Raw genomic sequence first — 23390 nt, forward strand, 5'->3', positions numbered from 1 at the left:
GGCACTCCCCAACAAGATTCCCGCAGGGGCAAAATGAGCGATAAGCGAATTTTGGTACTGCGGTAGAATCTTGCTCTGAAAAACTCCGGCGTTCCCCGGCTTCCGTACTTTCCGCTAACAAGACGTTTCAAAAGGGCTTTGCTACCCGCTATTCCGGCATATCTTGAAAATTTTCCTTTCACTACCTACAACACCACGCAAAGCAAAATGGACGGAGATTTTTAGAATTTCCCCTTATTCCCTACAACACCACGCAAGCCGAAAAAGGCGGACAATGGCAGTATTTTTTTCTTTGATACCCTCCACGGATAAGTAAGGGATTTTGCCAACTGCGGCGGCAATTTTCCCTTTTGTTTTTTCATACTGGGGATTTTCAAAAATGCCAAACAGGAACGAAAAAAAGCAGCAAATCTGTTGAATAGATTTACTGCTTTCTGGTTGCCGGCGAAGCGGCGGTTATTCAGTTGTAGGCGGTAGGGCTATCTCCCAAAGCGGAACTTGAAAATAGCTGTGAGAAGCGTCTGGGTGATGTAGTCCTCTGTATCTTGGTCTACCCGTCCATTCACACGGGCGGCACATTGTATGCGGCGGCGGTAATACTGCAATACAGTTCCCACCGCTTCCGGCTCCCCGCTGGTGGCTTGGACGATTGTTTCATAGGGGAGAAGCCTATTATTTCTCATATGCCATTCCCTCCATTTCCGCTTGGAGCTGCCGTAGGACTTTTCGGATATGGTAGCCCGCTGTGCTGCGGCTGCGCCCGTACTGTCTGCCAATTTCGTGCTGTGGAATACGCTTGAAAAAGGACAGGTAAATCATTTCCCGCTCCCGTTCGTCCAGCCGTGACAGGGCTTCCGCAAGTAAGCCGCTGCTGAAAATGACCGTATCGCCGCAAAGGGTAAGTATGTATTCCTCGTCCGGCTCCGGGGCTTGGAAATATTCATCTGTCGTGCCTAAAGGGTAGTGCTTTTCGTCTGTGAGGTATTCAAGGGATATTTCTCTTTTGTGCTTCCTGCTCCGTGTCCTCGCTGCGTTGATCGTTGCATTTCGGATAACGACTTTGCAAAAGGCATGGAAAGTGTACTCGATATGTTCCCGATATTCTTCTGTACAGGTCATGGAAAATCCCCCTTTCCTCCCAAAAGGGCTGTGGCTGGTTAGTAGTTGCTTTTTATGATAGTAAGGGGCGGCAGCACTTTAGGCTGTCGCTCCTTGACTGCCTAACTGCAAAACCGGGCGGGGCTGTCAACGGCGGGCGAAGCCCGTTCATCTTGACCGTTGACTGGCTCGGCCAGGTTTGCTATTTATCCGGCAAACTTGAATTTATTTTAAGCTATCACGTTTTACCTTTTTAAGCCTTACTATCATTACCATAGGAATTTCTTTGTTGTTTTTGAAACATTCTTCATAAAATCCATCAATGACAAATCCAGCTCTAAAACAAAGGTTAAAAATATCTTGTATGGAACGATGATAATAAATCTGCTCCTCCGGTTGCCCTTCAATCGCTATACCATAGTAACTGTGCGGTGTCATATATTTTTCAGTCAACGTGATAAAACAAGGGTGTTGCGTTGCAAAGACAAAAATTCCGCTTTCCTCCAACAGTTCATAAACAGCCATAAGAAGTGGTTCAATATCCGTAATATCCATAATTGCCATATTAGAAACTGCTTTCGTAAAGGCTCGATTTCTTTTTAATTCTAATATACTTTCTCTATTGGTCGCATCCGCTACACAAAATTCAATTTGTTTTGCATATTGTGATTGCCGTCTTTTAGCCAATTCTATCATTTTTTTGCTGTAATCAAAAGCGACAATCGAAGCGCCTCTTTGTGCAAGATACGAAGAATAATTTCCATTGCCACACGCAATATCCAAAATGTAATCCGCAGGATTAGGAGATAGAAGTTCCGTTACTTTGGGACGCACTACCTCTCTGTGAAATTCATTAGATTTGTCACCCATTGCATTATCCCAAAATTGTGCGTTTTTCTCCCAGATTTTTTTACTTTCCTCTGTTCCCATGTTCTCTCCCACTCCCAAAATTTGCCTTTTTGCTTCCATTAAATCTTCCTTACTATATTCCATTGTTACCCTCCATAACTTCTGATTGTTGCCGTCTTGACTATTATGTATCTTTTCTTTCCAAAATGGTATAGGCTTTTATTTTTATAATGCTGCAAAACTTTTCTTCTGTAAGGTATTCAAAGGATATTTCCCTTTGCCGCCGCTATTGGAAAGCCAAAAGCAGCGGCTTTTTTACGCGATATGACCGAAAAGTCTAGAAAGCAGGATATGTCATCATTTGTCATTTCTTCTCAATGTAATAACTGCATGGCATATCAAGCCAAATACAAGAGAAAAACAGCCACCGCCAAATAGTGATGCTCCCCACCCTGCACCCGACATTGTCATAAAACCGCCAACAAAGAAAATACCAATGCCAAGAAATATCCCGACACCATAAAAAAGTCCAATTGCCATATCATACTTATTAAATTGTCGTTTCTCTTTTTTTTCACATGTTTCCATTTTTGTTATTACTTCCTTCGCAAAATCGTCCATGTGGACTCCAAAAAGAAAACAAATTTTTTTCAACGTATTTAAATCGGGTTCATTAACATCTCTCTCCCAATTCGATAGCGCCTGCCGGGTAACATTCAATTCCCCAGCCAGTTCTTCCTGTGTCATTCCCGATTGTGTTCGCAGATGACGTATTTGCTTTCCTGTTGTAATATCCGTCTGTTTCTGGTTCAAAATGGTTCCTCCTCTCTGATGCTGATTTTATCAATATACGATACATTTATGCAGACAACACCACGGATCGGCTTTTGGCTGGACAATTCCAATCAAACACCACAGCAGACAGCAGAAACCATTCTGAACACCAGGAAGCCGGTATGATTGTTACATATAAGGGGAAGAAAAATTTCTTTTAAGTACTTGCTTTCCTAAAACTGATGTGATATAATAGCTTCATTCCAGAAAAGGAGTAAAAAATATGCGGCAAGGTATTCTTAAATAAAACTATAATCAAATAGTGGGAACAAAGAATTATGATAGCTCCTTTTGTGGGGGCTTGGTTTTTTGTACCCAATTTAAGAATACTTTTGCCTTATCAATTTTGACATATTCAAAAAACAGCAATCACAAATAGGTGTATGCTGTATATGTGTATGTCCGCAAATTAGAATCCCCAGTGGTAAAAGTATTTTACTGCTGGGGATTTTTATGCCCTTTGGGGCTGTAAAGGGAGGACAATCACATGAAAATAATCAATATCGGCATTCTGGCCCATGTAGACGCAGGAAAAACTACATTGACAGAAAGTCTGCTATACACCAGTGGAGCGATTGCGGAACAGGGAAACGTGGATAAAGGGACCACAAGAACAGACACTATGATTTTGGAACGGCAACGGGGAATTACCATTCAGACAGCGGTTACTTCTTTTTATTGGAATGATTATAAAATCAATATCGTGGACACTCCCGGTCATATGGATTTTTTAACCGAAGCATACCGCTCTTTATCTGTCCTTGACGGAGCTGTTTTAGTCATTTCAGCAAAAGACGGCGTACAGGCACAAACCCGTATATTATTCCATGCGCTTCAGAAAATGGACATTCCGACAATTATCTTTATAAATAAGATAGACCAAAATGGGATCGACCTGCAGTGTGTTTACCAAAGCATTAAAGATAAACTTACCAGTGATATGATTGTCATGCAGGAGGTTTCCCTGTCGCCAAAGATAACCATGACCGATATTTCTGATTTAGACAAATGGGATATGATTATTTCCGGAAGCGATGAACTATTAGAACGATATGTTGCAGAGGATTCTTTGGATATACAGGAATTACAATATGAAAAGTGCAAAAGAACCAGATGCTGCTCTTTGTTTCCTGTTTATCATGGGAGTGCAAAAGACAATTTAGGAACAGAAAAACTGATTGAAGCGATTATAGAAACTTTCATTACAGAAACGGACGATATTCAGTCTGAATTATGTGGATATGTTTTTAAGGTTGAGTATACAGAGCGGAAAAAACGGCTTTCTTATTTACGCCTGTATCATGGGACGCTCCATTTACGGGATACCCTGCTGCTGTCAAAAAAGGAAAAAATAAAGATTACAGAAATGTGTATTCCGTCAAATGGTGAAATCGTCCCGGCTGACCATGCCTGTCCGGGAGAAATTGTTATTTTAGCTGATGATACTTTGAAACTGAACGATATCCTGGGAAATGAAAAACTCCTGCCTCACAAAACACGGATTGATAATCCCATGCCATTACTTCGGACAACGGTAGAGCCGCAAAAGCCGGAGCAAAGGGAAGCCCTGTTAAATGCCCTCGCAGAGATTGCTGATACAGACCCTCTTTTGCATTTTGACATTGATACTGTTACCCATGAGATTATGTTATCTTTTTTGGGAAAAGTACAGTTAGAAGTTATTTGTTCGCTATTAGAAGAAAAATATCATGTGGGCGTGGCTATGAAAGAGCCTTCGGTTATTTATCTGGAAAGACCGCAAAAAAAAGCGAGCTGCACGATTCATATTGAAGTGCCGCCGAATCCGTTTTGGGCATCTATTGGTTTGACTGTAACACCGCTTCCTGTTGGAAGCGGAACACAATATAAAAGCGAGGTATCTCTCGGCTATTTAAACCAAAGTTTTCAAAATGCCGTCATGGAGGGTGTGCGTTATGGAATGGAGCAGGGCTTATATGGCTGGGGAGTGACAGACTGCCAAATTTGTTTTGATTATGGAGTTTATTACAGCCCGGTCAGCACCCCCGCTGATTTTCGTTTTCTTGCGCCTGTCGTGTTGGAGCAGGCATTGAAAAAAGCAGGGACACAACTGTTGGAACCATACCTTTCCTTTACCCTTTTTGCACCGCAGGAATATCTTTCACGGGCTTATAATGATGCACCAAAGTATTGCGCAATCATTGAATCAACCAGACTTGAAAAAGATGAAGTTATTTTTAAGGGTGAAATCCCTGCCCGTTGTATCGGTGAATATAGGAATGATCTGAATTTTTATACAAATGGAAGAAGTGTCTGCATTACAGAATTAAAAGGGTATCAGGAAACTTCCGGCGAGCCTGTATTTCAGCCACGCCGCCCGAACAGCCGTTTAGACAAGATCCGGCATATGTTTCAGAAGATAATGTAACGTCTTGCGCAATGCAAGCGTTCATTGCTGGCTATTGCGAAATATCCCAGAAGGCCGGCTCCCAAGGAGGAAACGTCAATGATCCTGCCTTCAGTGATTATACCTCTATATTTTGTCTGGTGCATTAAGGAAACCTCAGACACGGTAAATATGTCCTATAACTTCTGATGGAGGGGGAACTCCTCCTTCCGTTATATCTATATAGATTTATTAGATTGGACTTTGTAACTATTAACCAGTAGTCGTTCTTGACTACACCATTATTATACTAGGAGAATGTAACTTCATGTTTGCTAAAAATTCAAAGGCATATTCTGTCTACCTGCTGTTCCGATTTGTCTGTTCCCTGGCGGTTTCTATGTCCACAGTGCTTTCCATCGTGTACCACCTGGAGGTGGTGCAGCTGGATGCTTTCCAGCTTGTCCTGGTAGGGACGGTTCAGGAGACCTCCTGCTTTCTGTTCGAGATGCCCACCGGTGTGGTGGCGGATTTGTATAGCCGTCGGCGCTCGGTGCTGATTGGAATGTTCCTCTACGGCCTGGGCTTTCTGATGGAGGGTGCGCTACCGTGGTTCGCGACGGTTCTGCTGGCCCAGGTTGTCTGGGGTTGCGGTGATACCTTCATCACCGGCGCTCTGGAGGCGTGGATTGCCTCGGAGGAAGAGGACAAACCCATAGACAAGGTGTTCCTGCGGGGCAGTCAAATGGGGCAAATCGGCGGCGTTCTGGGCGTGGTGCTGGGCACACTGCTGGGAAACATAAACCTGCAAATGCCTGTCATCTTGGGGGGCAGTTTGTGCTTGTTGTTGGGGCTGGTGTTGGGTCGCATCATGCCAGAAACCAACTTCTCCCCTGCTATTGAGGAACGGCAGGGCTTGCTTAAAGACTTTGTCTGCCTGTTCAAGCTCAACCTGGGCTTTGTGAAAGGCGCACCTGTGTTGCTGACGCTCTTAGCAATCACACTATGCGGGGGACTTGCCAGTGAAGGCTTTGACCGGCTCTCCACCGCTCATTTTCTGGATGACACGGTAATACCCGTTATCGGGCCGCTGAACAGCGTCACTTGGTTCGGTGTTATCAGTCTTATCGGCAGCGGCTTAGGTATTCTGGCTTCTCAGTTGCTCATCGCCCGCATGGAGAAAAAAGGGACTGTCAGCCGAACCAGTGTGGTCATGTCCACCAGCGCCGGGTATATCCTGTGCCTGGTTCTCTTCGCGGTGGGGCGGAGCTTTTGGTTCATGTTGTTGGTGTTCCTGCTGGCGGGGCTTATGCGCACCATCAAGGAGCCTGTGCTGGCCGCCTGGATGAACGACCATGTGGATGAGAAAATGCGCGCCACAGTCTTTTCCACCAGCGGACAGCTGGACTCTTTAGGGCAGATCATCGGCGGGCCTATTGTGGGGCTGGTAGCCCAGCAGGTGTCCATACCCTGGGGGCTGGTCTGTACCGCTTTCCTGCTGTTGCCCGCGCTGTTCTTAGTGCCGGTGGCGGGAAAGAAGCGGGATTGATATGGCATAGTTAAGTTTACTGACGAGCGGGAGATTACTTCCGCTCGTCTTCATTTAGTAGCGCAAAATTTGAGGACTCTTTATTTCCTTATTCGGTATAGCGGAGGCGGCTGTCAATTCGACATAATTTTCTTGTGATACTTTACCGTACATGAGCATTTGCACCTGGGTTGTCATTTCCGTAGCCCTCCAAGAGGTTGATAACGCCCCAAATGCCAAGACCTGCTCCGAGAGCGATAACGAGTGTCTGTAAAACGCCTACTGCGCTGTTGAAAAATGCCATAATATAACTCCTTTCTGCCGCTGTGCGGCTGCCCGAAAAAGGGCATAAAAAACGGCGGTCAGTTTTCGATAACTGCCGCGGTCATAAGTCCCCGCGCTGCGTTTGTTGCTGCGGCGCGGCGGTATTCAGTTGTAAGGGTGCGGCTTCCTGCCGCGATACGCGCAAGGAGTAGGGGCGCGTACCATGTAGCCCGTGTTTATTATTTTTACTTTAAGCTCCCTCCTTTTCAAAAAGTGGTGTGTAGACAGGCATAATGCCGTACTGCCGTTCCCGGACAGCTTCGATATACTTGATATAGGAAATACCTGCCTGTCTTGTCCTGCGTTCCTGTTCCCGCTGCATTTCCTCGGCAGCTTCCACAAGCCCGCTGATAGCCCGGATTAGCTGCTGTTTTGCCTTTTTCTTTCTGATACGCTTATTCATTTTCTGTGTCCTCCTGCAAATCTGCTTCGTCAACTTCGTAATAGTCAAATACCTCGTCCGGCTTTACGATTGCAGGACGGCGGCGCAAGTGCTTTTCCATGTCAAAGGCATTTTTCTTGTCAAAGTCGGAAAGGTACTTGTACTTCGGGTGTTTGGTAATATCGTATTTTTCGGAGAAGAACGGACGCACCCCGCGTAGTTGCAAGATACATTTCCCGCCGTCCATGACCGCAATTTCATCTTCGCTCATAAGCTGCTTGCCTAACTTCTGATAGTTCAGCCCGTGGGAAAGCTCCCGTCCTCTTGTTTCGGAAGTGTTGAAGCTGTCAATGGTTTCTTTCCCCAAGATTTCCGACATTTCTTTAAGGGTCGTTTTCTCCTTGCCGCCCAAGAACAGGGTCGTATCGCAGTTGCCGACAATGGTATCGGCGTTGTCCTTGTAGATAGCCTTTAGCTGCGACTGGCTCTGCAAGATGATGGACGCGGAGATTTCGCGGCTCCTTATCGTGGCAATGAGTTTTTCAAACTTCGGTATCTGCCCGATATTTGCAAACTCGTCAAGCAGACAGCGCACATGAACAGGTAGCCGCCCGCCGTACACATCATCTGCCTTGTCACAAAGCAGATTGAAAAGCTGTGTGTAAAGGATTGATACAACAAAGTTAAAGGTGTCGTCGGTGTCGGAGATAATAACAAAAAGCGCGGTCTTTCGGTCGCCTAAGGTGTCAAGCTCCATTTCGTCGGTTTCCATCAGCTCGCGCAGTTCCCGAATGTCAAAGGGGGCAAGACGCGCACCGCAGGAAATGAGGATAGAGCTTCTTGTTTTTCCGGCAGACAGCAAAAACTTCTTGTACTGGCGCACCGCAAAATGTTCCGGGTCTTTTTCCTCCAAGCGTTCAAACATGAGGTCAACGGGGGATTGAAATTCCGGGTCGTCCTCGCGGGCTTCCGACGCATTTATCATTTCAAGCAGCGTCGTAAAGTTTTTCTCATTCTCCGGGGCTTCGTACCAGATGTAGCCGATAAGGGCGCAGTAAAAAAGCCGTTCCGATTTCACCCAAAAATCCTCGCCGGATTTTTCCCCGTCGCCTTTGGTGTTGGCGATAATGGTATTTACCAGTTTCAAAATATCCTTTTCGCTGCGCAGATAGGCGAAGGGATTGTACCGCATGGATTTCTTGAAATTGATGGTGTTTAGCACCTTGATTTTGTACCCGCCCCGCTGCAAGAGCTTTCCACACTCGATTAAAACCGTTCCTTTCGGGTCTGTGACAACATAGCTGCTGTGCATTTGCATTAAGTTGGGCTTTACAAAAAACCTTGTTTTGCCGCTGCCGGAGCCGCCGATGACAAGCACGTTTTTGTTTCTTGCATACTTCGGGTGCTTCGGGCGGCTGCTCATCATCAGCCTTTCGGTCTGCGTCAGCAGCACGTTATTTTCAAACATGGGGTCGATATATGGCTTTATATCCTCGGCATTGCCCCAACGTGCAGAGCCGTACTCCATGCCCTTACGGTATTTCTTTGCGTTCTTGCCTTTCACATAGACCGCAAGCCGGATAACGACAGCCCCGACAATGCCGATAAGCAAATCCATAGGGTTAAAACTCGGCAGGGCATTTGAAAAGGCAGCGGAAAAGCCGCTGCCAATGGAAACCAGCTTGCCGGAGAGGTCAGCCCCCGGCGAGAGCCGCACCGCCTGTCCGACTTTATCAAAGAGATACACAAAGAGCAGATAGGGGGCGTTTAGGATAAGCAGCTTCTTGATATTCGGCTTCATAGCGATACCTCCCTGTCCTTGTATTTTGTCTTTTGACGGTTCGCGTTAAGCTGCTTTGCTGCTTCCCGGAATGTGGCAAGTGCCTTTCGGATAGAGGGCTTTTGCTCCTGTGTCAGCTTCTTTGCGGAAAACTCCTTAAAGGCTGCGGTCAGAGCGTCCGCGTCCCGCCCCTTGAAAAAGACGAGATAACGGGGCGGCGTTTCGGTGCTGTCTTTCTTTAGGGCAAAGTCGATACCGTATTTTTTTGCCGTCTGCTCAAAGGCTTTGATATTGCCCTCGGTTATCTCAATGTTGGATAGCCCCGCGTTCTGCTTCGCAAGCTGCTTTAGGGTCTGCTTCCCGTGGGGCTGTTTTTCCTGCTGCTTTTTTGCCTGTGCAAGCATGGCTTTGATTGCCTTTTGCAGCGTTTCAGCGGTCAGCTTCGCTCCCTTGGCAGAGAGCGCAACCACTTTTTCGTTGATTTCATCTTGCAATGTTTACCGTCCTCCTTTCCCGGTAGTAGTGATAGTGTTAAGGTGGTACGCCGCTTTTGGGCGTGAAAAAAGGGCGTCCGTTCTTCACGCCGCCCCGTTAAATCCGCACCCGCAGCCCGTTCAAGTCCTCGGCGCGGATACCTACAAGATACCAGTTGTCCCCGTACTCAATCCGGGTCGGCTTCCATTTGCCGCCTGTGAATACGTCCATGCACTCGCCGCAATGCAAGCCGCCGTAATAGTCGGCAATATCAAAGCGAATATCGTAGCGGTCAGCGGTTTCGTCAAAAATTAAAGCTCCTGTTTTCTGTGCCATGTGGTAAATCCTCCTTTTTTCGTTTACAGGCTTTCGCCCTCGTTGTAGGTGTAGTAGTCCGGGTCGCCGTATTTAGGCTTGCCGGATAATGCGCCGCTTGCCATGTCGTGAGCGACAAGGGAAGTATAATAGCTGTCAATGGTAGACGGGGCATTGAAAAGAACCGCCTTTAGGTACTGCTTGATATTGCGGATTTTCGTGGTGTTCTCCTGCATACAGTCAAGGACAAAGCGGATATGTTCGCTGTCCAGCTTCATAAACTTTGACTTCACAAGCTCGGCGGGGTAATCGTCCCCTGCAATACGGATTTTCTTTCTTGACGTACAGACCGTTTCAAGGATAATGTCAACAATCTCATTCAGACGGTCATGGTCAAACTTCATATCCTGCAAGAGAATGTTATACTCGATATTGTCCTTGATGATTTCCTCATACACTCTGTAAGCGTCGTTCCTTTCCGTTCCTTTCCGTTCCGGCGGCTGTGCCGCTTCGTCCTCGCCATAAGGCAAGGGATTTAGGGAATGGATAGGAATGGAATGGGTACTTGATAAATCCGTATTTGATTTTTCTTTTTTTTGTAAGTTAGTTCTTGATATATCTTTATTTAATTGCATTGGATTTTCCGACGTCGGATTTTCCGTTGTCGGGTTATCCGCTGTTGGATTTTCCAATACCGGGCAATCCAATTCCGGCGGCTGCGGCTGTTCGTAAATGGTGTACTCGATTGCGGTCATTTTGCCTTTCTCGTCGCGTCCCTGCCGCCTTGTGATATATCCGGCTTTTTCAAGCTCCCAAACGGCGGTACGGATAGCGTCGATACTTTCCCGGTTGATGTAGGACAGCCCTGCAAGGGTATAGTCCCAATCCTCCGGCAGGGACAGCATTTGAGATAACAGCCCCTTTGCCTTTAAGGAAAGCTCCTTGTTGCGTAAGTGGTGGTTGCTCATTACGGTGTAGCCTGTGTTGCGTTCCACACGGAAAACTGCCATAGCTTCATCACTCCTTTGCTTTAGATTTGTTGCGCAGTAGAACGCGGATTTTGAGGGGTAAGGTATCTTTTCCTTGCTTCCTCTGTTTTGCGTTCTGTAAGCCCGATAAATCAAGGCTTTTTTTGCCCCTACTGCGTAACATGAGGGCATAAAAATAGCGGCGTTCCTGTTCTCCCAGTGAGAGAGTGAGAAACGCCGCTGTGCGGGTCGCTATTTCATTTCTTCTGCTATCAGTTCTTGCATGACTTCTCCAAAGTCTGCCATGAAAGAAAAGATGAAGTATTCCAAAACGTCGGGGTCTGCGTCCATAGGCTCGGCTTCCTCTGAAAAAGGCAAGCCCATTAGCCCATAAAGCAGTTTGATGATTTTGAACAGCTTGCCCCGGTCGGTGGGGTTGTTCATGGTTACAAGTACGTTGGTAAGGCGGTTGATTGTTTCCATGTCGCCGCCTGTCGTTACCCATACCATTTCCGCGAACGGCTGCGTGATTGCCCCGGCGACAAGGTTTATCTTATCCTTGCCGATTTCGCCGGACGGAAGTATAATACCCTTAGTCAAAAGTTCGTTTTTCATGTCGTCCTCCTTATATTCTGTGGTGCTAAAATGGTGCCCGGTCTTACAAAAACACCTTATGCGGAGATATGACAAGAAAAATGAAGATATGCGGAAAACCTTGATTTTAAGCCATTTTCACATTGGTTTATAAACATTTGTGAGGACTTATAAAAGGTTTTGCGTCTATCAAATCAATAAAAAAGATGATATAACGCAAAACAGGAAATGCAAAAAGTTGTTTTCGCTCTTCCCTATCACATGTTGTAAACGCATGGGGTCAGTTCTCTAGGGAGCATTAGATATTTTCTTTCAAAATAATTCGATGCATTGGTTGAGCGGATTATTTTGGAGTTCCTTCAGATACAAAATGTTCACATTAAGCGTTTGCGGTTAGCCATAGCTCTTTATAGCAAGTATACAACAAGATATTGCATGTGCAATATGTATTGGTGTAGCAATATATAAAAATAATCAAGAGTATCTAAATACAACCATATTATCTGCAAGTGGCGTTTTACGGGAACTTTTGAGAGAATGTCCCAGAGTATAGCTCGGGGCGTATATAGGGAAGAAAGGGAGATATACTGTGTTTGCGACTAACAGCATCTCATAAGAAAAAATGAAGAGTAAAAATTTGAAATACTTAGATTTGGCAGCTTTATTAGTTGCATTTTATGGTAGTATTGTGTGGGGGACATATATTTATCTGAATGTTACGCCTATAAAGAAAATTGTCATTTTATTTATAATAGTGGTGGAAATTGAGGGTTACTTCTTGTCTAAATTTATGATAAATAATTTAGAAAAAATTGAAATAGTAACCTGGCAGATGACAAAAAAGCAAAAGGGAATTGTTTTTATAAGTGTGGCATTGATAACTTTCATAGTAATGTTAATATGGTTATTGGGATACTATCCTGGTTCTTTTTCACCAGATTCTATAGCCCAATATACTCAGGCGATATCTGGAAAATATGATGATTGGCATCCGGCATGGCATACATTGGTATTCTTTACATTCCCGCTAAAAGTATTTAAAGTACCTGCATCGATAATTGTGATGCAAATACTATACTTCGCATTGATTTTAGGCTTTTTAGTTTTAACGATTTGTGAATTGAGTAATGTAAAAATAGCAGTAATTTCGTTTGCGTATATAATCTTAAATCCTTATGTGGGATATATTATGTTATATCCCTGGAAAGATGTAGGATTTGGATTGGCAAGTCTGCTTGTAACTGTTATTTCTGTTCGATTGATTTTCAAACAATCTGCGAAAGAAAAATTATGGAAATGTATTCTGCTAGGGATTGTGATAGCGAGTGCAACGATATTCAGACATAATGCAATTTTATATACAGGTTCATTACTAATAGTGCTTTTCTTTAATCTGGACAAAAAGACATGGATAAAAATATTCATCTTTACAATTGCTGCATTTATTATAATCAAGTTCCCGGTGTATGATTTTTTTGAGGTTTCAAAAGCCGAAAAGCGCATAGTAGAAGAGACAGGACTGCCTCTTACCGTAATAGGAAATGTCGCAAAAGAAACGCCAGAATTGATGGATGAAGAACTTTCAAAGTTTGTTTATTCTTTGGCTGCTCCAGAGCAATGGCAGGAATCCTATCAGTGTGGAAATTTTAATAACATTAAGTGGATAGCGAATCTTTCTGCGGTAGAAGAACAGGGTGTCGAGGGAATGTTGCGTCTCATGATGAAATGCTTCAGACTTTCTCCTAAGGCGTCAATTGATGCAGTAATTGCATTAACAGATATGGTTTATGGATTTGAAAATGGAATGGAAGGGAATGTGAGTCCGGGAATAGCGGAGAATATATACGGAATAACTTATTCGCCCCCGCAAAGCGAAAAATGTCAGGCGCTTGTCTCGTCCTATGCAGCTTTTATTAACACGTCAGTTTTTAGATACTTTAGAACATATGGCATCTGTTTGTTTGTGATCTTGGTAACAGCTCTAAGCAAATTGAAATTTAATTCATGGAACTCATGGAAAAAAGCATTTATGGTAATACCTATCTTTGTTTACGATTTTGGAACGATGCTTCTGCTTACGGGACCGGATTCAAGATTTTTCTTTATCACATTTTTAGTAACGCCACTTTTGATCGTATGGGCATTCAGTAAAGAGAATTAAAAAATATAGATTCCCTAAAATTTTTTTAAATAGATACGGGTATGCAAAATAAGCAGTCAGTACATATGCGACATTGGGGTCAGGCACTCGAAAGAAAGTATAAATTCTGTAAAATATTCATGAATCGGTTCAAGCATGACAAATATTCTATACGGCTTCCATACCGAAAGCGCATGCCATTCTTCGTAAGTAGGTAATCGGTTCTTTCCATACTTAGTTGAAGAGACTATGTACTTACTAACATTGGGGTCAGACCCGTGCGCCCAGTCGAGGGCATTTCACCGAGCAGGCGGAAATTCTGCACGAAAAGAGAATAACCAACTCATTCGTTAGCGAGTCTTGCATGATTTACAGGTAACTGGAACTGTGAAGCGTAGACAGCGAGGTAGTAGGGTAAGTATGGAACACCGAAATCCCCAAAACAGTGGGGTCAGACCATATGAACGCAATATGAACAAAAGGTAATAAATTGTCAGATAAAACGAGCGGCAATACAATGAAGAAAAGCTAAGTTTTATTGAGAATCTCAGGCGTCCCAGAAAGGTAATTGGGATTGTTCTTTCTGCCAAATAGTGGTAAACTTAATAATAATCAGTTAAATTGCATTTTGATAATTTGCCCAATAGAACAATAGCTGTTTTATTGGGCATTTTTGCTATTAGGGGATAAAAATTGGAGAAGGAAAAGTTTATTGATGGGGCGGCGGAATGCGGCGGAAGTGCGCTGGGAGCAGTGGCGGGCGTGGGAATAAGCGCAGCCATTGCAGGCCCTACAGGAGTAGTGGTAGGCGCGTTATTTAGCACAGTGATTGAAAACACATTTAAATGGGCAGGAGAAGAAATAAAAACACGCTGTCTGTCGAAAGTGGAAAGCAAAAAAATGAATGCTGTATGCCAGTTGGCAAAAGAAAGAATTTCAGAAAAACTGGCAGCAGGAGAATGTCTGCGGCAGGATGATTTCTTCAATACAGAAGAAGGAGACCGAACTTCAGCTGAAGAAATCCTGGAAGGCACATTATTTGCAGCGCAACGCGAAAATGAAGAGAAAAAGTTACCATATCTGGCTAATTTATACGCCAATATAAGTTTTGTTGAATTTATTTCCCGGCCTATGGCAAATCAGTTGATTAAACTGGCGTCCTCTGTTTCATATAGGCAATTAGTAATTTTGTCTGTTATCGGTAAAAGTCAGGGAGGCGACTGTGATATAAAATTGCGCAATACTGCGTTTAGAGGTTTTGAGAATTATGATGGTGCAAGTATTGCCGCGGAGATCTATGACCTATATCGTAGTAGCCTGATTATCTCGAGCGATGCAATTTTGGACGCAGCGAGCTTTACACCGGCACTACTGGTAATGAATGGATTAGGAGAGTTGCTGTATAAATATATGGAACTCTATAATATGCCAATAGATAAAGAGGGGCAAGAGATTATCGAATTTCTGACAGATAGATCGCCGAATCCGGAAAAAGGAAAAGTTGTAACAGGTCAGTTGCCAATAGAAACAAGGGCTGAAATAGAGGCTATGGTTGAGAGGAAGACGGCTGATATACCGCAATTGCGGGTTCGAAGAGAAATGAACAGTGCAGGTGGAGAAACAGTTACGATCGGATAACATAATATAAAAGTTACAGAAGAAATTATTTCGTGAATAGTGGAAATGGAAAAAATGAGGAGTATTTGACGAGGCAAATCAAGTATATTTTGCCTGAAATGATATGAAAAAGGATAAGAAGTGGGAAGTTATAATAACAATTATTGTCAGTATTACTGGAGTAATTATAGCAGGATTAACCTATGGAACCAATAGGCTACAAGCAAAAGTAGCTAAAAATGAGTCGCTGCCTAATTTTGTGGTGGAAGAAAAAGCAGAATATGATGAAATAGCAGACAAGACAATTGATACAGTAATTGAGATATCAAATTTAGAGGGAAGGTTAAATAACTATAATTCAGAAACGATCACAATTTTACAATGTCAATATATAGATGAAGAAGGAGAATTTTATAGTGCGGATATTCCGGTTGAAAATTATTATATTATAGGAGTTAAAAGTGGCAACAAAGTTGGAGTTATAGAAAAAAGAGAGACGGGATCTAACTATGTAAAGCTTGCTAATCTGGAAAATGATATTAGCAGATATAATAGGGGATTGAATATGGGGACTTTAACAATTATCCCCAAGTCGTATATAAAGATTTCGTATATGAATTTATTAGATGAGAAAGAAACGGTATATTATGAAACGGAGATATTAAAGACAAACTTAATTGATAATGAAATAGGACAACAGCAATTTGATGAATATCATATGCTTTCTGAAAATAATTTGGGACTGAATATTAATACGACTAATAATGTGACAGTTGAAGATTTAACGGATAAAATTATGAATGCCTCAGAAAAGGCAATAGAATTTAAAACAGAGGGAAAAGGGGAAAGAGCGGGAATGGATATAATTGATAAAATAATACCTTTATTAAGTACTATATTAGGTGCGTGTTTGGCTTATTTTTTTGGTATAAAGCAGCAGAGAAAGCTTGATAAAAAGAATAAAATGCTTGCGGCATCACAATTGTATTATGATTTAAAAAGTATAGAGGATTATTTGAAAGAGGAAACCGGAGCTGTGAATTTGAGGTATTCTAGTGAATGGCAGGTTATAGTGGCACAATGTGCATTCCTGGAGCCAGAACAAGTGAAAAAAGTATATGATATATATGATAAAGCGTATAATTATAACTATTATTATAGATCCAAAGAAAAACGAGGGAAAAAGATCGAGAAAGATAGTATTTTATATTATGGCGCATTAAAGAAAACGATGTTTGGCGAAAAAGGAAATTGTATTGACGAAAATATGTATAATTCAGAGTATAAGGAACTTCTGGAATGTTTAAATAAAGAAATGCAGAAGAGATAGATGTAAAATATATCTGTAAAAGCGTAGCTACTTTCAAAAGCTGGATATTTAGTAGTTATGTAGAAAACATAAATTTAATGTTTATATTAGGAAGAATATAAGGAATGATCACGCATGAAAATTTTGGAGTCTTCAGTAACAGGCAATATAATGGGATTTTGTTCTATATTACTTGGTATAATAAGTATTATATTGACAATAAGAACTATGAAAACTGCAACAAGAATTGAAAGAGAAATGAAGGAAGCAAAGATAACAGCGTTGGATCGAAATCGATTTCAAAAGGATAAAGTTGAGTATTTGAAAACGCTTCAGGCAAAAAGAAAAAGTGTGTCTGAGACGCAGGTATTGTCTTATCAAAGCTGTAATAATGTTTTATCAATAATAAATGATATTAAGGGATATGACTCTATTATAACGAATGCGGACATGGATATTATCAAGCAGCAATGGGACAAGTTACGGCAAATATCATTTTTATTACAAGAAAAAAGAAAAAATGAAACGGTGCAAGAATTTGATGTTATTGTCTCAACGATAATAAATATACTTTCAAAAGGAGAATATGAGTTATGATGGCAGAACAGGTGGAATTTTTCATTGAAGGATTGATAGAAAAAACAAAAGAAAAAAAATTAGACTGGCAACCGTTTTCTGCGTTCAAAGGGAAAAGAGATATTATTGTGGAACTAGAAAATGGAAGAGGGACATTTGATTACGGTGTAAATGCCATAAGGGAGTCAAACTCGTATTTTTTAGAATCAGGAGATGGCTTTGTATTTCTTTTTGAAATTTACCATGGAGATCCAGAAGTGACATCACCTGCTATGGATACAATTGGGTTAATGGTGAAAATTAATAGTGTATTACCGCTAGATGATTTAACCTATAATAATGAAGAGGAACAGGAAGCATTAGAGAAATTGAAGCTTTTGATTGAGAACTATCTTGAAGAAAAGTATTGTTATCCGGATGTCTTGTATAATTTTATGCATCAGGTGCTTAAAATGGAATAAAGGGGAAAATCCAAAATGATAAAGGAATTGGTAGATAATTTAGTTATTATTTTAAAAAGCACGGAAACGAAAAAGTTTGTGCATAAGTCAGGAGAGAATATTGCGACAATGTGTTTGAATAAGGACATATTGAGCGGAGAAAAACAAATTGCAGATGAGGTGATGATATATGCCAAAGCGTATGCAGGATCTGATTGCACAGTATGTAGAAGCTGTTAGAAAAATTTATGGTTCGCATGTACGACAGATCATTCTTTATGGATCATATGCAAGGGGAGATTTTCGGTCTGATTCGGATGTGGATATTATGATTTTGGTGGACATGTCAGAACTGGAATTAAAGGCATATGGACAGCAACTCTCTTATATGACGTATGATTTTAACCTGGATCGTGATTTGGATATCAAACCTATTGCGAAAAGTGAAGCGCATTTTAATAAGTGGGTAGTGAATTATCCGTTTTATTCCAATGTTCACAAAGAAGGAGTAGTTTTGTATGGAGCAGCCTAATCAGGAAATTGGTACAAAGTGAGATTTGGTTCAATATCGTCTGGAAACAGCAAAAATGATTTGAAATCTGCAAGAGCGTTATTTGCCATTGAAGATTTCAAAGGAGCTAATAATAGAGCATATTACTCGATTTTTCACGCAATTAATGCCATACACGCTGTCACTGGAAAAGCATATAAAAGACATAAAGATGCTATAGCAAACTTTAATAAGGATTATGTAAAAACATCCATATTTCCCAGAGAAATGGGAAGAAAAATAGGACAGGCAGAAGAGATTCGTCATGCCAGTGATTATGATGATTTTTATATAGCCAGTAAAGAGGAATCAGAACAGCAAATTTCTGTTGCAACTGAATTTATAGATTTAGCAGAAAAGTATTGCATGGAACAGTTATAGGAAAGGAAAATAGCCCAATGATTTTCATACGCTACCCCAAGTGTTCTACCTGTCAGAAAGCTCGAAAGTGGCTGGATGAACACCAGATAGAATACACGGAACGCCATATTGTGGAGCAGAATCCGTCTTATGAAGAATTGAAGGTGTGGTACGGTAAGAGTGGGCGAAAAAATTAAATATTTGAAATAACGGAATTTTTTTTAAAAGTGAAACTTTTTAGGGTACATAATTGTTATATGAACGAGAGCAATTGAATGCTCGTCACACATATGAGGAAAGGGGTCCCTAAAAAGATGAAAAGAACAACAAAGAAGAAAGAAAAACGCAGGAAAAGTATTAATACAGGAATGATATTGGCGTTTTTCGGAGCATTGATGGCAGGAGAGACAGTAAGACTCCCTATTTGTATCGTGCCGAAAATGTCCTGTACAATGTCGGTACGGATAGAATTTGAAACAATGGACGGGGAAATCAGGGCGGAACCTCTGGAGCATGCGGTATTTACAGTTCCATATTATGAAGGAAATATGGAGAGATATATAGACGGATTGAAACTGGATTGGGAAGATGGGGATGGTAATAAAATTGTGTATTTCCCATTTGAGAAGGTGACGGCAATACCGCCAAAAAAATGAGTGTCAGGTTGCATTGTCTTAAATTTATTGCTGATACTACGTATTTTAGATGTGTTTCATCTGCTTTTAAATCTTCCATTAAACTGTACAAACATATACAATAGGGTTATCCAATACAACGTTTATGCGGAGCAAATCCTATGTATAATGAAAATTTCTGTATCCGAAGAATTAAAGAACTGATGAAAAAGAATGACGATACGTTATATCGGTTATCCAAGCGTTCCGGTGTTTCGTTGTCTACGCTTGCGTCTATGTTTGAAAAGAATACGGATCCGCGTGTGGAGACCATTGAAAAAATCTGTGCAGCCTGTGACATTACGGTTTCACAGTTTTTTGATCAGTCCTCTATGGATTTGACAGCGAATCAGCGCAGACTTTTTACGTCGTTCAATTCTCTGAATCCGGAGCATCAGCGAATGGTAATTTCTTATTCCAGTTTTTTAGAGAACGAGGAGCGGAGACGCTGGCAAATCTGAATATTTGTATATTGTGCGTGAACAAAAGCCGGGCAAAATGGCAAGCCCGGCTTATATTTTTATGTGGATTTCTGGTGCTGTAAGCGGTACGTATTTCAGACCCCATTACATCGCCTTTTGAAACTTTTATTAAGCCTCGCAAACATATACAATAGGGTTATCCAATACAACGTTTATACGGAGCAAATCCTATGTATAATGAAAATTTCTGTATCCGAAGAATTAAAGAACTGATGAAAAAGAATGACGATACGTTATATCGGTTATCCAAGCGTTCCGGTGTTTCGCTGTCTACACTTGCGTCCATGTTTGAAAAGAATACGGATCCTCGTGTGGAGACCATTGAGAAAATTTGTGCAGCTTTTGATATTACCATCTCACAGTTTTTTGATCGTTCGTCACCGGATTTATCAAAAAATCAGCATAAGCTGCTGGCGTCCTTTAATTCTCTGGATAAAAAGCATCAGCGGCAGGTCATCGCCTATTCCGGATTTCTGGAGCGGGAAGAGGAAGGGAGCCGGTATAATAAAAAATAAGGGTCGGCACTACACCGACCCTTCCTTCTTAAATACAACTAATATTGTCTTAAGTAAAATCTTAATATCCAATCCCACACTCCAATTACTGATATACTGTGTATCGAGCTTCACGACTTCTTCGAAGTCGGTAATGTCGCTGCGGCCGCTGACCTGCCACATGCCGGTGATGCCGGGTTTGATGGCCAAGCGGGCGCGGTGGTGGAGCTCGTACTCGCTGACCTCGCCGATGAGGGGCGGGCGTGTGCCGACAATACTCATGTCACCCTTCAGTACATTGAAGAACTGGGGAAATTCATCCAGGCTGGTACTGCGGATAAAGCTGCCGATGCCGGTCTTTTTCGTGCCATCCGGCAGGATTTTATTGCCGATGACCCGGGGATCAAAATCCATCTTGAACATTTTGGCGTCGCCAAGTTTATTCTGAGCCATCAGAGCGGCTTTGCGTTCCTCGGCGTCCAGATACATGCTGCGGAACTTGTACATTTTGAATTTCTTACCATTTTTCCCCACACGCTCCTGTGAGAAGAAAATCGGACCCGGAGAGCTGATATAGATGGCCGGGGCCACGAAAATAAATACGATGCCGGTCAGCAGGCAGCCCACAAGGCCCCCTGCGATATCCATGGCGCGCTTAATAAAGAGCTGCTTGGCGGAAACGAAGGTCATGCTGGTGGTCAGCACGGTGTAGTTACCGACCTTTTCCATGATCTGCTTTTGGCCGGGGATATTGACCTCCCGGGACAGATTCAGGTGTACCGCTACGCCGGATTCCACGAATTTATGGACCAGATCCTGAAGAAGCGGATCCTCCTCGACGGAAGGAATGATCAGAACCTCGTCAATCCACTCCTGACATACATACATGGGAGCGTCTGCGGCGCCTGCGACAACCGGGATACCCTCAATTTTCTGGCCGGTCATATCGCGATCAAGGATGACCAGACCGGAGAGTGTGAACATCTCATAGTTATTTTTCTTCAGGTTCCGGACAGCTTCAGCGGCTTCGCCGGCCCGGGTGACGATCAGCAGGGAACGGTCGCCGCCTATCACCATACGGCGTCTCAGGATGGTTTTCCATATCTGCCGTACTGTGTAGGTCAGAAAGAAATAGATCACATACATGATGCCCAGCATCAGGCGGGAATAGTCCTGCGCGTCCTGAACAAGATAAAGATAAAATACGCCGAGAGCACTGACGATGACCACGTGCTTCACGGTTTCCATAAATTCAATATAGGGTCCTCTTTTCAGGACGTTTTTCAGCGTCTCGAAAAAGAAGAGGGTAACGATGTCCGCAAACGCGATAAAGACAGCCATGTTCCGATAAAGAACGATGGAGTACGGATTTCCTTCGAAACCGCGGATGATATATGCGAGAAGAAAGGCGGCCTGCAGGCAAATCATATCCAGAAGGATAAAATCGTAATGCTTGAACCACCCGGTCGATTCTTTTTTGTACATAGTACAACAAATTCCCTTCAAATTAACAAATTTTGTAACAGATGCTTTTCTATGTGTATCATAAAAGATTTTGCGGTGCTTGTCAAATAATAAGTATCTGGGATATAATAGATAAAATAAAGGAAGGAGACTACCGATGAACTGGATAAAAGAACATGAGATAGATTCCTGGCTCCTGAGAGGCGCCGTGGCACTGATGCTGCTGTTCCCGGCTTTTTACAGTCCCTACACAGATGTGTATCAGAGCGCGTATTACGCAGGGTTCTCCTGGGCCTATTTTCTGGTGGTATTGTATATGGCAGTGCGGGTCTGGAATAACAGGGACAGGCTTCCGCGTATATCCATAGCGGCGATTGTGTATTTTGCGGGACTGCTGATTTATAATCTGCTGTCGCTGTATTTTAATCATAAATATCTGCACTGGTACTGGGAGCAGGTTAATAATACGGTGGCATTTCTATTGCTGGCAGTGATAGCGGGCCTGGGGGAAGGCTCAGAAGAGAAACGGGACGGAACGATCCGTTTCCTGATGTATTGTATCATACTTTCCAATATAGGCAGCATTATCTACTACGTGATGGGCTATACCAAGCTGCTGATTTGCAATAATCAGTTTGTGCTTTTTGAACTGCCGGAGAATTTTTACGAGACCCGTCATTACTGGCTCTACAGCCATAAAAGTGAGTACGCGGTGATGCTGGTGGCTTTTATCGCGCTGCTGGTGGCTTATCGGAAGAAGTTCCGCTCGCAGCTTACCTTTGTGGCAGGAGAGGCCGTGCTGTTATATTGCCTGTATCTGACCCATTCCTGGACCGGTATCGCAGGGGTATTCCTGATTTTCGCTGGCTATGCGGCGGATCAGATTGAGTGGAAGCATTTTCGTTTTAAGGCATGGTATCTGGCGGTATTGGCTGTGTTCGGTTACGCGGGCTGGAAGGTGGCCGGCGATGTGCTGGCGGAACGGAATATCTGGAATCTGGGAGGGAGAATTCCTATCTGGAAGGGTGTGTGGGAGAGTGTGATTCTCAGACATCCGGAAGGCTGGGGCATGCGTTTTGGCGAATCCGCCATTGATGTAAATGGAGAAGGCTGGTGGTTTGTCAATAACGCCCATAATGTTTTTTTTAATCAGATGCTCCGCTTCTCCATCCCCGTCGGCACTATTTTCACCCTGCTATTCCTGGGTATCGTCATCTATACCCTGGTGAAAGGCCGCAGCTTCCTGGTGACAGGTACCTGGATTGCGTTGCTGGTTTTGCTGGACATGGACTATGCTCTGATGAGCACGGAGATGGCTCTGCTGTTCCTGATCGTGTGGCTTATCAGCATGTACAGAAAGCCTATTTATAATAGGAAAAAAGCCATTTCCTAAATGTAAAAAAAGCATAAATAAATTGACTTGCGTCCCCGGAAATAGTAATATCAATGGTGTGTATACAAAGAAAACAATGGAACGAAGCGGGAGAGTATACGGACATGAAGGAAATGAAATGGTGGATGGATATCGTAAAAAATCTGACCATGCTGACCCAGTTCAGCTTCACGCTGGTGACGCCGCTTCTGATGTGTCTGGGCATCTGCTGGCTGCTGTGCGCGAAAGTGGGACTTGGCGGCTGGATCTATATTCCGGGATTTTTCTTTGGTATGGGAGGCTCCGGAATGGTAGCCTGGAAACTTTATATATCCGTGACCGGGAAGCAGAAAAAGGAAGAGACAAAAAAGCACATTTCCTTTAACCGGCACGAGTAGAAA

Annotated in this window: 26 protein-coding genes and 1 pseudogene; 15 read left to right on the forward strand and 12 right to left on the reverse strand. The window is 42.8% G+C overall.

Annotation, left to right across the window (positions count from 1 at the left end):
* Positions 1-479 precede the first annotated feature (479 nt).
* The 4 genes from WMO29_RS14040 to WMO29_RS14055 form a co-directional block, all read right to left on the reverse strand.
* Positions 480-683, reverse strand: coding sequence for a helix-turn-helix domain-containing protein (locus tag WMO29_RS14040; RefSeq protein ID WP_003505336.1), 204 nt, complete (start codon positions 681-683; stop codon positions 480-482).
* The gene (locus WMO29_RS14045) at positions 673-1119 is read right to left on the reverse strand and encodes an RNA polymerase sigma factor (RefSeq protein WP_003505338.1); all 447 of its coding nucleotides are present in this window, start codon (positions 1117-1119) and stop codon (positions 673-675) included. The genes WMO29_RS14040 and WMO29_RS14045 overlap by 11 nt, the downstream gene beginning before the upstream one ends.
* 204 nt (positions 1120-1323) lie before the next feature.
* Positions 1324-2091: a class I SAM-dependent methyltransferase gene (locus WMO29_RS14050; RefSeq protein WP_003505400.1), complete on the reverse strand. Its 768-nt coding sequence runs from the start codon at positions 2089-2091 to the stop codon at positions 1324-1326.
* A 213-nt stretch (positions 2092-2304) separates the two neighbouring features.
* Positions 2305-2760, reverse strand: coding sequence for an XRE family transcriptional regulator (locus WMO29_RS14055; protein WP_003505401.1), 456 nt, complete (start codon positions 2758-2760; stop codon positions 2305-2307).
* 508 nt (positions 2761-3268) lie between these two features.
* Between WMO29_RS14055 and tet(32) the strand changes: the two genes are divergently transcribed.
* Both tet(32) and tet(40) read left to right on the forward strand, forming a co-directional pair.
* Complete coding sequence (tet(32), locus tag WMO29_RS14060; protein WP_003505402.1) at positions 3269-5188, forward strand: tetracycline resistance ribosomal protection protein Tet(32); 1920 nt, start codon at positions 3269-3271, stop codon at positions 5186-5188.
* Between the two features lie 286 nt (positions 5189-5474).
* Positions 5475-6695 (forward strand): tetracycline efflux MFS transporter Tet(40), encoded by a 1221-nt coding sequence (gene tet(40), locus WMO29_RS14065; RefSeq protein WP_117896542.1) that lies wholly within the window; start codon positions 5475-5477, stop codon positions 6693-6695.
* Between the two features lie 142 nt (positions 6696-6837).
* Here the strand turns inward: tet(40) and WMO29_RS14070 are convergent, their stop codons facing one another.
* The 7 genes from WMO29_RS14070 to WMO29_RS14100 form a co-directional block, all read right to left on the reverse strand.
* Positions 6838-6978, reverse strand: coding sequence for a Maff2 family mobile element protein (locus WMO29_RS14070; protein WP_039909177.1), 141 nt, complete (start codon positions 6976-6978; stop codon positions 6838-6840).
* A 210-nt stretch (positions 6979-7188) separates the two neighbouring features.
* Entirely contained in the window at positions 7189-7401 is a 213-nt protein-coding gene (locus tag WMO29_RS14075) for a hypothetical protein (RefSeq protein WP_005928546.1), read from the reverse strand.
* A complete protein-coding gene (locus WMO29_RS14080; protein WP_005928544.1) occupies positions 7394-9181 on the reverse strand; it encodes a VirD4-like conjugal transfer protein, CD1115 family in 1788 nt (595 codons plus the stop codon). The genes WMO29_RS14075 and WMO29_RS14080 overlap by 8 nt, the downstream gene beginning before the upstream one ends.
* Positions 9178-9654, reverse strand: a complete 477-nt coding sequence (locus WMO29_RS14085; protein WP_349165210.1) for a PcfB family protein — start codon at positions 9652-9654, stop codon at positions 9178-9180. The genes WMO29_RS14080 and WMO29_RS14085 overlap by 4 nt, the downstream gene beginning before the upstream one ends.
* Before the next feature lie 97 nt (positions 9655-9751).
* Entirely contained in the window at positions 9752-9970 is a 219-nt protein-coding gene (locus tag WMO29_RS14090; protein ID WP_005422968.1) for a DUF5348 domain-containing protein, read from the reverse strand.
* Positions 9971-9993: 23 nt separating this feature from the next.
* Positions 9994-10959, reverse strand: coding sequence for a DUF6017 domain-containing protein (locus tag WMO29_RS14095; protein WP_005928536.1), 966 nt, complete (start codon positions 10957-10959; stop codon positions 9994-9996).
* 210 nt (positions 10960-11169) lie between these two features.
* Complete coding sequence (locus WMO29_RS14100) at positions 11170-11532, reverse strand: hypothetical protein (RefSeq protein WP_005422970.1); 363 nt, start codon at positions 11530-11532, stop codon at positions 11170-11172.
* A gap of 616 nt (positions 11533-12148) precedes the next feature.
* Here WMO29_RS14100 and WMO29_RS14105 point away from each other — a divergent pair.
* The 11 genes and pseudogenes from WMO29_RS14105 (at position 12149) to WMO29_RS14155 (ending at position 20174) form a co-directional block, all read left to right on the forward strand.
* The gene (locus WMO29_RS14105; RefSeq protein WP_349165211.1) at positions 12149-13672 is read left to right on the forward strand and encodes a hypothetical protein; all 1524 of its coding nucleotides are present in this window, start codon (positions 12149-12151) and stop codon (positions 13670-13672) included.
* A 672-nt stretch (positions 13673-14344) separates the two neighbouring features.
* Positions 14345-15289, forward strand: a complete 945-nt coding sequence (locus WMO29_RS14110) for a hypothetical protein (RefSeq protein ID WP_349165212.1) — start codon at positions 14345-14347, stop codon at positions 15287-15289.
* A 103-nt stretch (positions 15290-15392) separates the two neighbouring features.
* Entirely contained in the window at positions 15393-16598 is a 1206-nt protein-coding gene (locus WMO29_RS14115; RefSeq protein ID WP_349165213.1) for a hypothetical protein, read from the forward strand.
* 114 nt (positions 16599-16712) lie between these two features.
* Positions 16713-17174, forward strand: coding sequence for a hypothetical protein (locus WMO29_RS14120; RefSeq protein WP_349165214.1), 462 nt, complete (start codon positions 16713-16715; stop codon positions 17172-17174).
* Positions 17171-17614, forward strand: coding sequence for a hypothetical protein (locus WMO29_RS14125; protein WP_349165215.1), 444 nt, complete (start codon positions 17171-17173; stop codon positions 17612-17614). Before WMO29_RS14120 ends, WMO29_RS14125 begins: the two co-directional genes overlap by 4 nt.
* Before the next feature lie 169 nt (positions 17615-17783).
* Complete coding sequence (locus WMO29_RS14130; protein ID WP_349165216.1) at positions 17784-18125, forward strand: nucleotidyltransferase domain-containing protein; 342 nt, start codon at positions 17784-17786, stop codon at positions 18123-18125.
* 18 nt (positions 18126-18143) lie between these two features.
* Positions 18144-18524: a HEPN domain-containing protein gene (locus WMO29_RS14135; protein WP_349165217.1), complete on the forward strand. Its 381-nt coding sequence runs from the start codon at positions 18144-18146 to the stop codon at positions 18522-18524.
* Positions 18525-18541: 17 nt separating this feature from the next.
* Positions 18542-18688, forward strand: a pseudogene (locus WMO29_RS14140) (glutaredoxin domain-containing protein); the annotation flags it as partial.
* 129 nt (positions 18689-18817) lie between these two features.
* A complete protein-coding gene (locus WMO29_RS14145) occupies positions 18818-19159 on the forward strand; it encodes a hypothetical protein (RefSeq protein WP_349165218.1) in 342 nt (113 codons plus the stop codon).
* Between the two features lie 140 nt (positions 19160-19299).
* Entirely contained in the window at positions 19300-19638 is a 339-nt protein-coding gene (locus WMO29_RS14150; protein WP_349165219.1) for a helix-turn-helix domain-containing protein, read from the forward strand.
* 191 nt (positions 19639-19829) lie between these two features.
* The gene (locus WMO29_RS14155) at positions 19830-20174 is read left to right on the forward strand and encodes a helix-turn-helix domain-containing protein (protein WP_349165220.1); all 345 of its coding nucleotides are present in this window, start codon (positions 19830-19832) and stop codon (positions 20172-20174) included.
* A gap of 9 nt (positions 20175-20183) precedes the next feature.
* Here the strand turns inward: WMO29_RS14155 and WMO29_RS14160 are convergent, their stop codons facing one another.
* On the reverse strand, positions 20184-21638 hold the full coding sequence (locus WMO29_RS14160; protein WP_349165221.1) for a sugar transferase: 1455 nt from the start codon (positions 21636-21638) through the stop codon (positions 20184-20186).
* Positions 21639-21774: 136 nt separating this feature from the next.
* Between WMO29_RS14160 and WMO29_RS14165 the strand changes: the two genes are divergently transcribed.
* Both WMO29_RS14165 and WMO29_RS14170 read left to right on the forward strand, forming a co-directional pair.
* Positions 21775-23010, forward strand: a complete 1236-nt coding sequence (locus WMO29_RS14165) for an O-antigen ligase family protein (RefSeq protein ID WP_349165223.1) — start codon at positions 21775-21777, stop codon at positions 23008-23010.
* A gap of 104 nt (positions 23011-23114) precedes the next feature.
* Positions 23115-23387, forward strand: a complete 273-nt coding sequence (locus WMO29_RS14170; protein WP_349165224.1) for an AtpZ/AtpI family protein — start codon at positions 23115-23117, stop codon at positions 23385-23387.
* Positions 23388-23390 lie beyond the last annotated feature (3 nt).

The sequence above is a fragment of the Laedolimicola intestinihominis genome, from assembly GCF_040096155.1.
Classification (GTDB): Bacteria; Bacillota; Clostridia; order Lachnospirales; family Lachnospiraceae; genus Laedolimicola; species Laedolimicola intestinihominis.

Bases quoted from the DNA above. Each gene is read 5' to 3' on its own strand.
- WMO29_RS14080 (WP_005928544.1), bottom strand. From the start codon at position 9,181: ATGAAGCCGAATATCAAGAAGCTGCTTATCCTAAACGCCCCCTATCTG.
- WMO29_RS14170 (WP_349165224.1), top strand. From the start codon at position 23,115: ATGAAGGAAATGAAATGGTGGATGGATATCGTAAAAAATCTGACCATG.
- WMO29_RS14075 (WP_005928546.1), bottom strand. From the start codon at position 7,401: ATGAATAAGCGTATCAGAAAGAAAAAGGCAAAACAGCAGCTAATCCGG.
- WMO29_RS14115 (WP_349165213.1), top strand. From the start codon at position 15,393: ATGAAAAAGGATAAGAAGTGGGAAGTTATAATAACAATTATTGTCAGT.
- WMO29_RS14155 (WP_349165220.1), top strand. From the start codon at position 19,830: ATGTATAATGAAAATTTCTGTATCCGAAGAATTAAAGAACTGATGAAA.
- WMO29_RS14160 (WP_349165221.1), bottom strand. From the start codon at position 21,638: ATGTACAAAAAAGAATCGACCGGGTGGTTCAAGCATTACGATTTTATC.
- WMO29_RS14120 (WP_349165214.1), top strand. From the start codon at position 16,713: ATGAAAATTTTGGAGTCTTCAGTAACAGGCAATATAATGGGATTTTGT.
- WMO29_RS14095 (WP_005928536.1), bottom strand. From the start codon at position 10,959: ATGGCAGTTTTCCGTGTGGAACGCAACACAGGCTACACCGTAATGAGC.
- WMO29_RS14165 (WP_349165223.1), top strand. From the start codon at position 21,775: ATGAACTGGATAAAAGAACATGAGATAGATTCCTGGCTCCTGAGAGGC.
- WMO29_RS14150 (WP_349165219.1), top strand. From the start codon at position 19,300: ATGTATAATGAAAATTTCTGTATCCGAAGAATTAAAGAACTGATGAAA.
- WMO29_RS14045 (WP_003505338.1), bottom strand. From the start codon at position 1,119: ATGACCTGTACAGAAGAATATCGGGAACATATCGAGTACACTTTCCAT.
- WMO29_RS14130 (WP_349165216.1), top strand. From the start codon at position 17,784: ATGCCAAAGCGTATGCAGGATCTGATTGCACAGTATGTAGAAGCTGTT.
- WMO29_RS14145 (WP_349165218.1), top strand. From the start codon at position 18,818: ATGAAAAGAACAACAAAGAAGAAAGAAAAACGCAGGAAAAGTATTAAT.
- WMO29_RS14090 (WP_005422968.1), bottom strand. From the start codon at position 9,970: ATGGCACAGAAAACAGGAGCTTTAATTTTTGACGAAACCGCTGACCGC.
- WMO29_RS14040 (WP_003505336.1), bottom strand. From the start codon at position 683: ATGAGAAATAATAGGCTTCTCCCCTATGAAACAATCGTCCAAGCCACC.
- WMO29_RS14100 (WP_005422970.1), bottom strand. From the start codon at position 11,532: ATGAAAAACGAACTTTTGACTAAGGGTATTATACTTCCGTCCGGCGAA.
- WMO29_RS14070 (WP_039909177.1), bottom strand. From the start codon at position 6,978: ATGGCATTTTTCAACAGCGCAGTAGGCGTTTTACAGACACTCGTTATC.
- WMO29_RS14050 (WP_003505400.1), bottom strand. From the start codon at position 2,091: ATGGAATATAGTAAGGAAGATTTAATGGAAGCAAAAAGGCAAATTTTG.
- WMO29_RS14125 (WP_349165215.1), top strand. From the start codon at position 17,171: ATGATGGCAGAACAGGTGGAATTTTTCATTGAAGGATTGATAGAAAAA.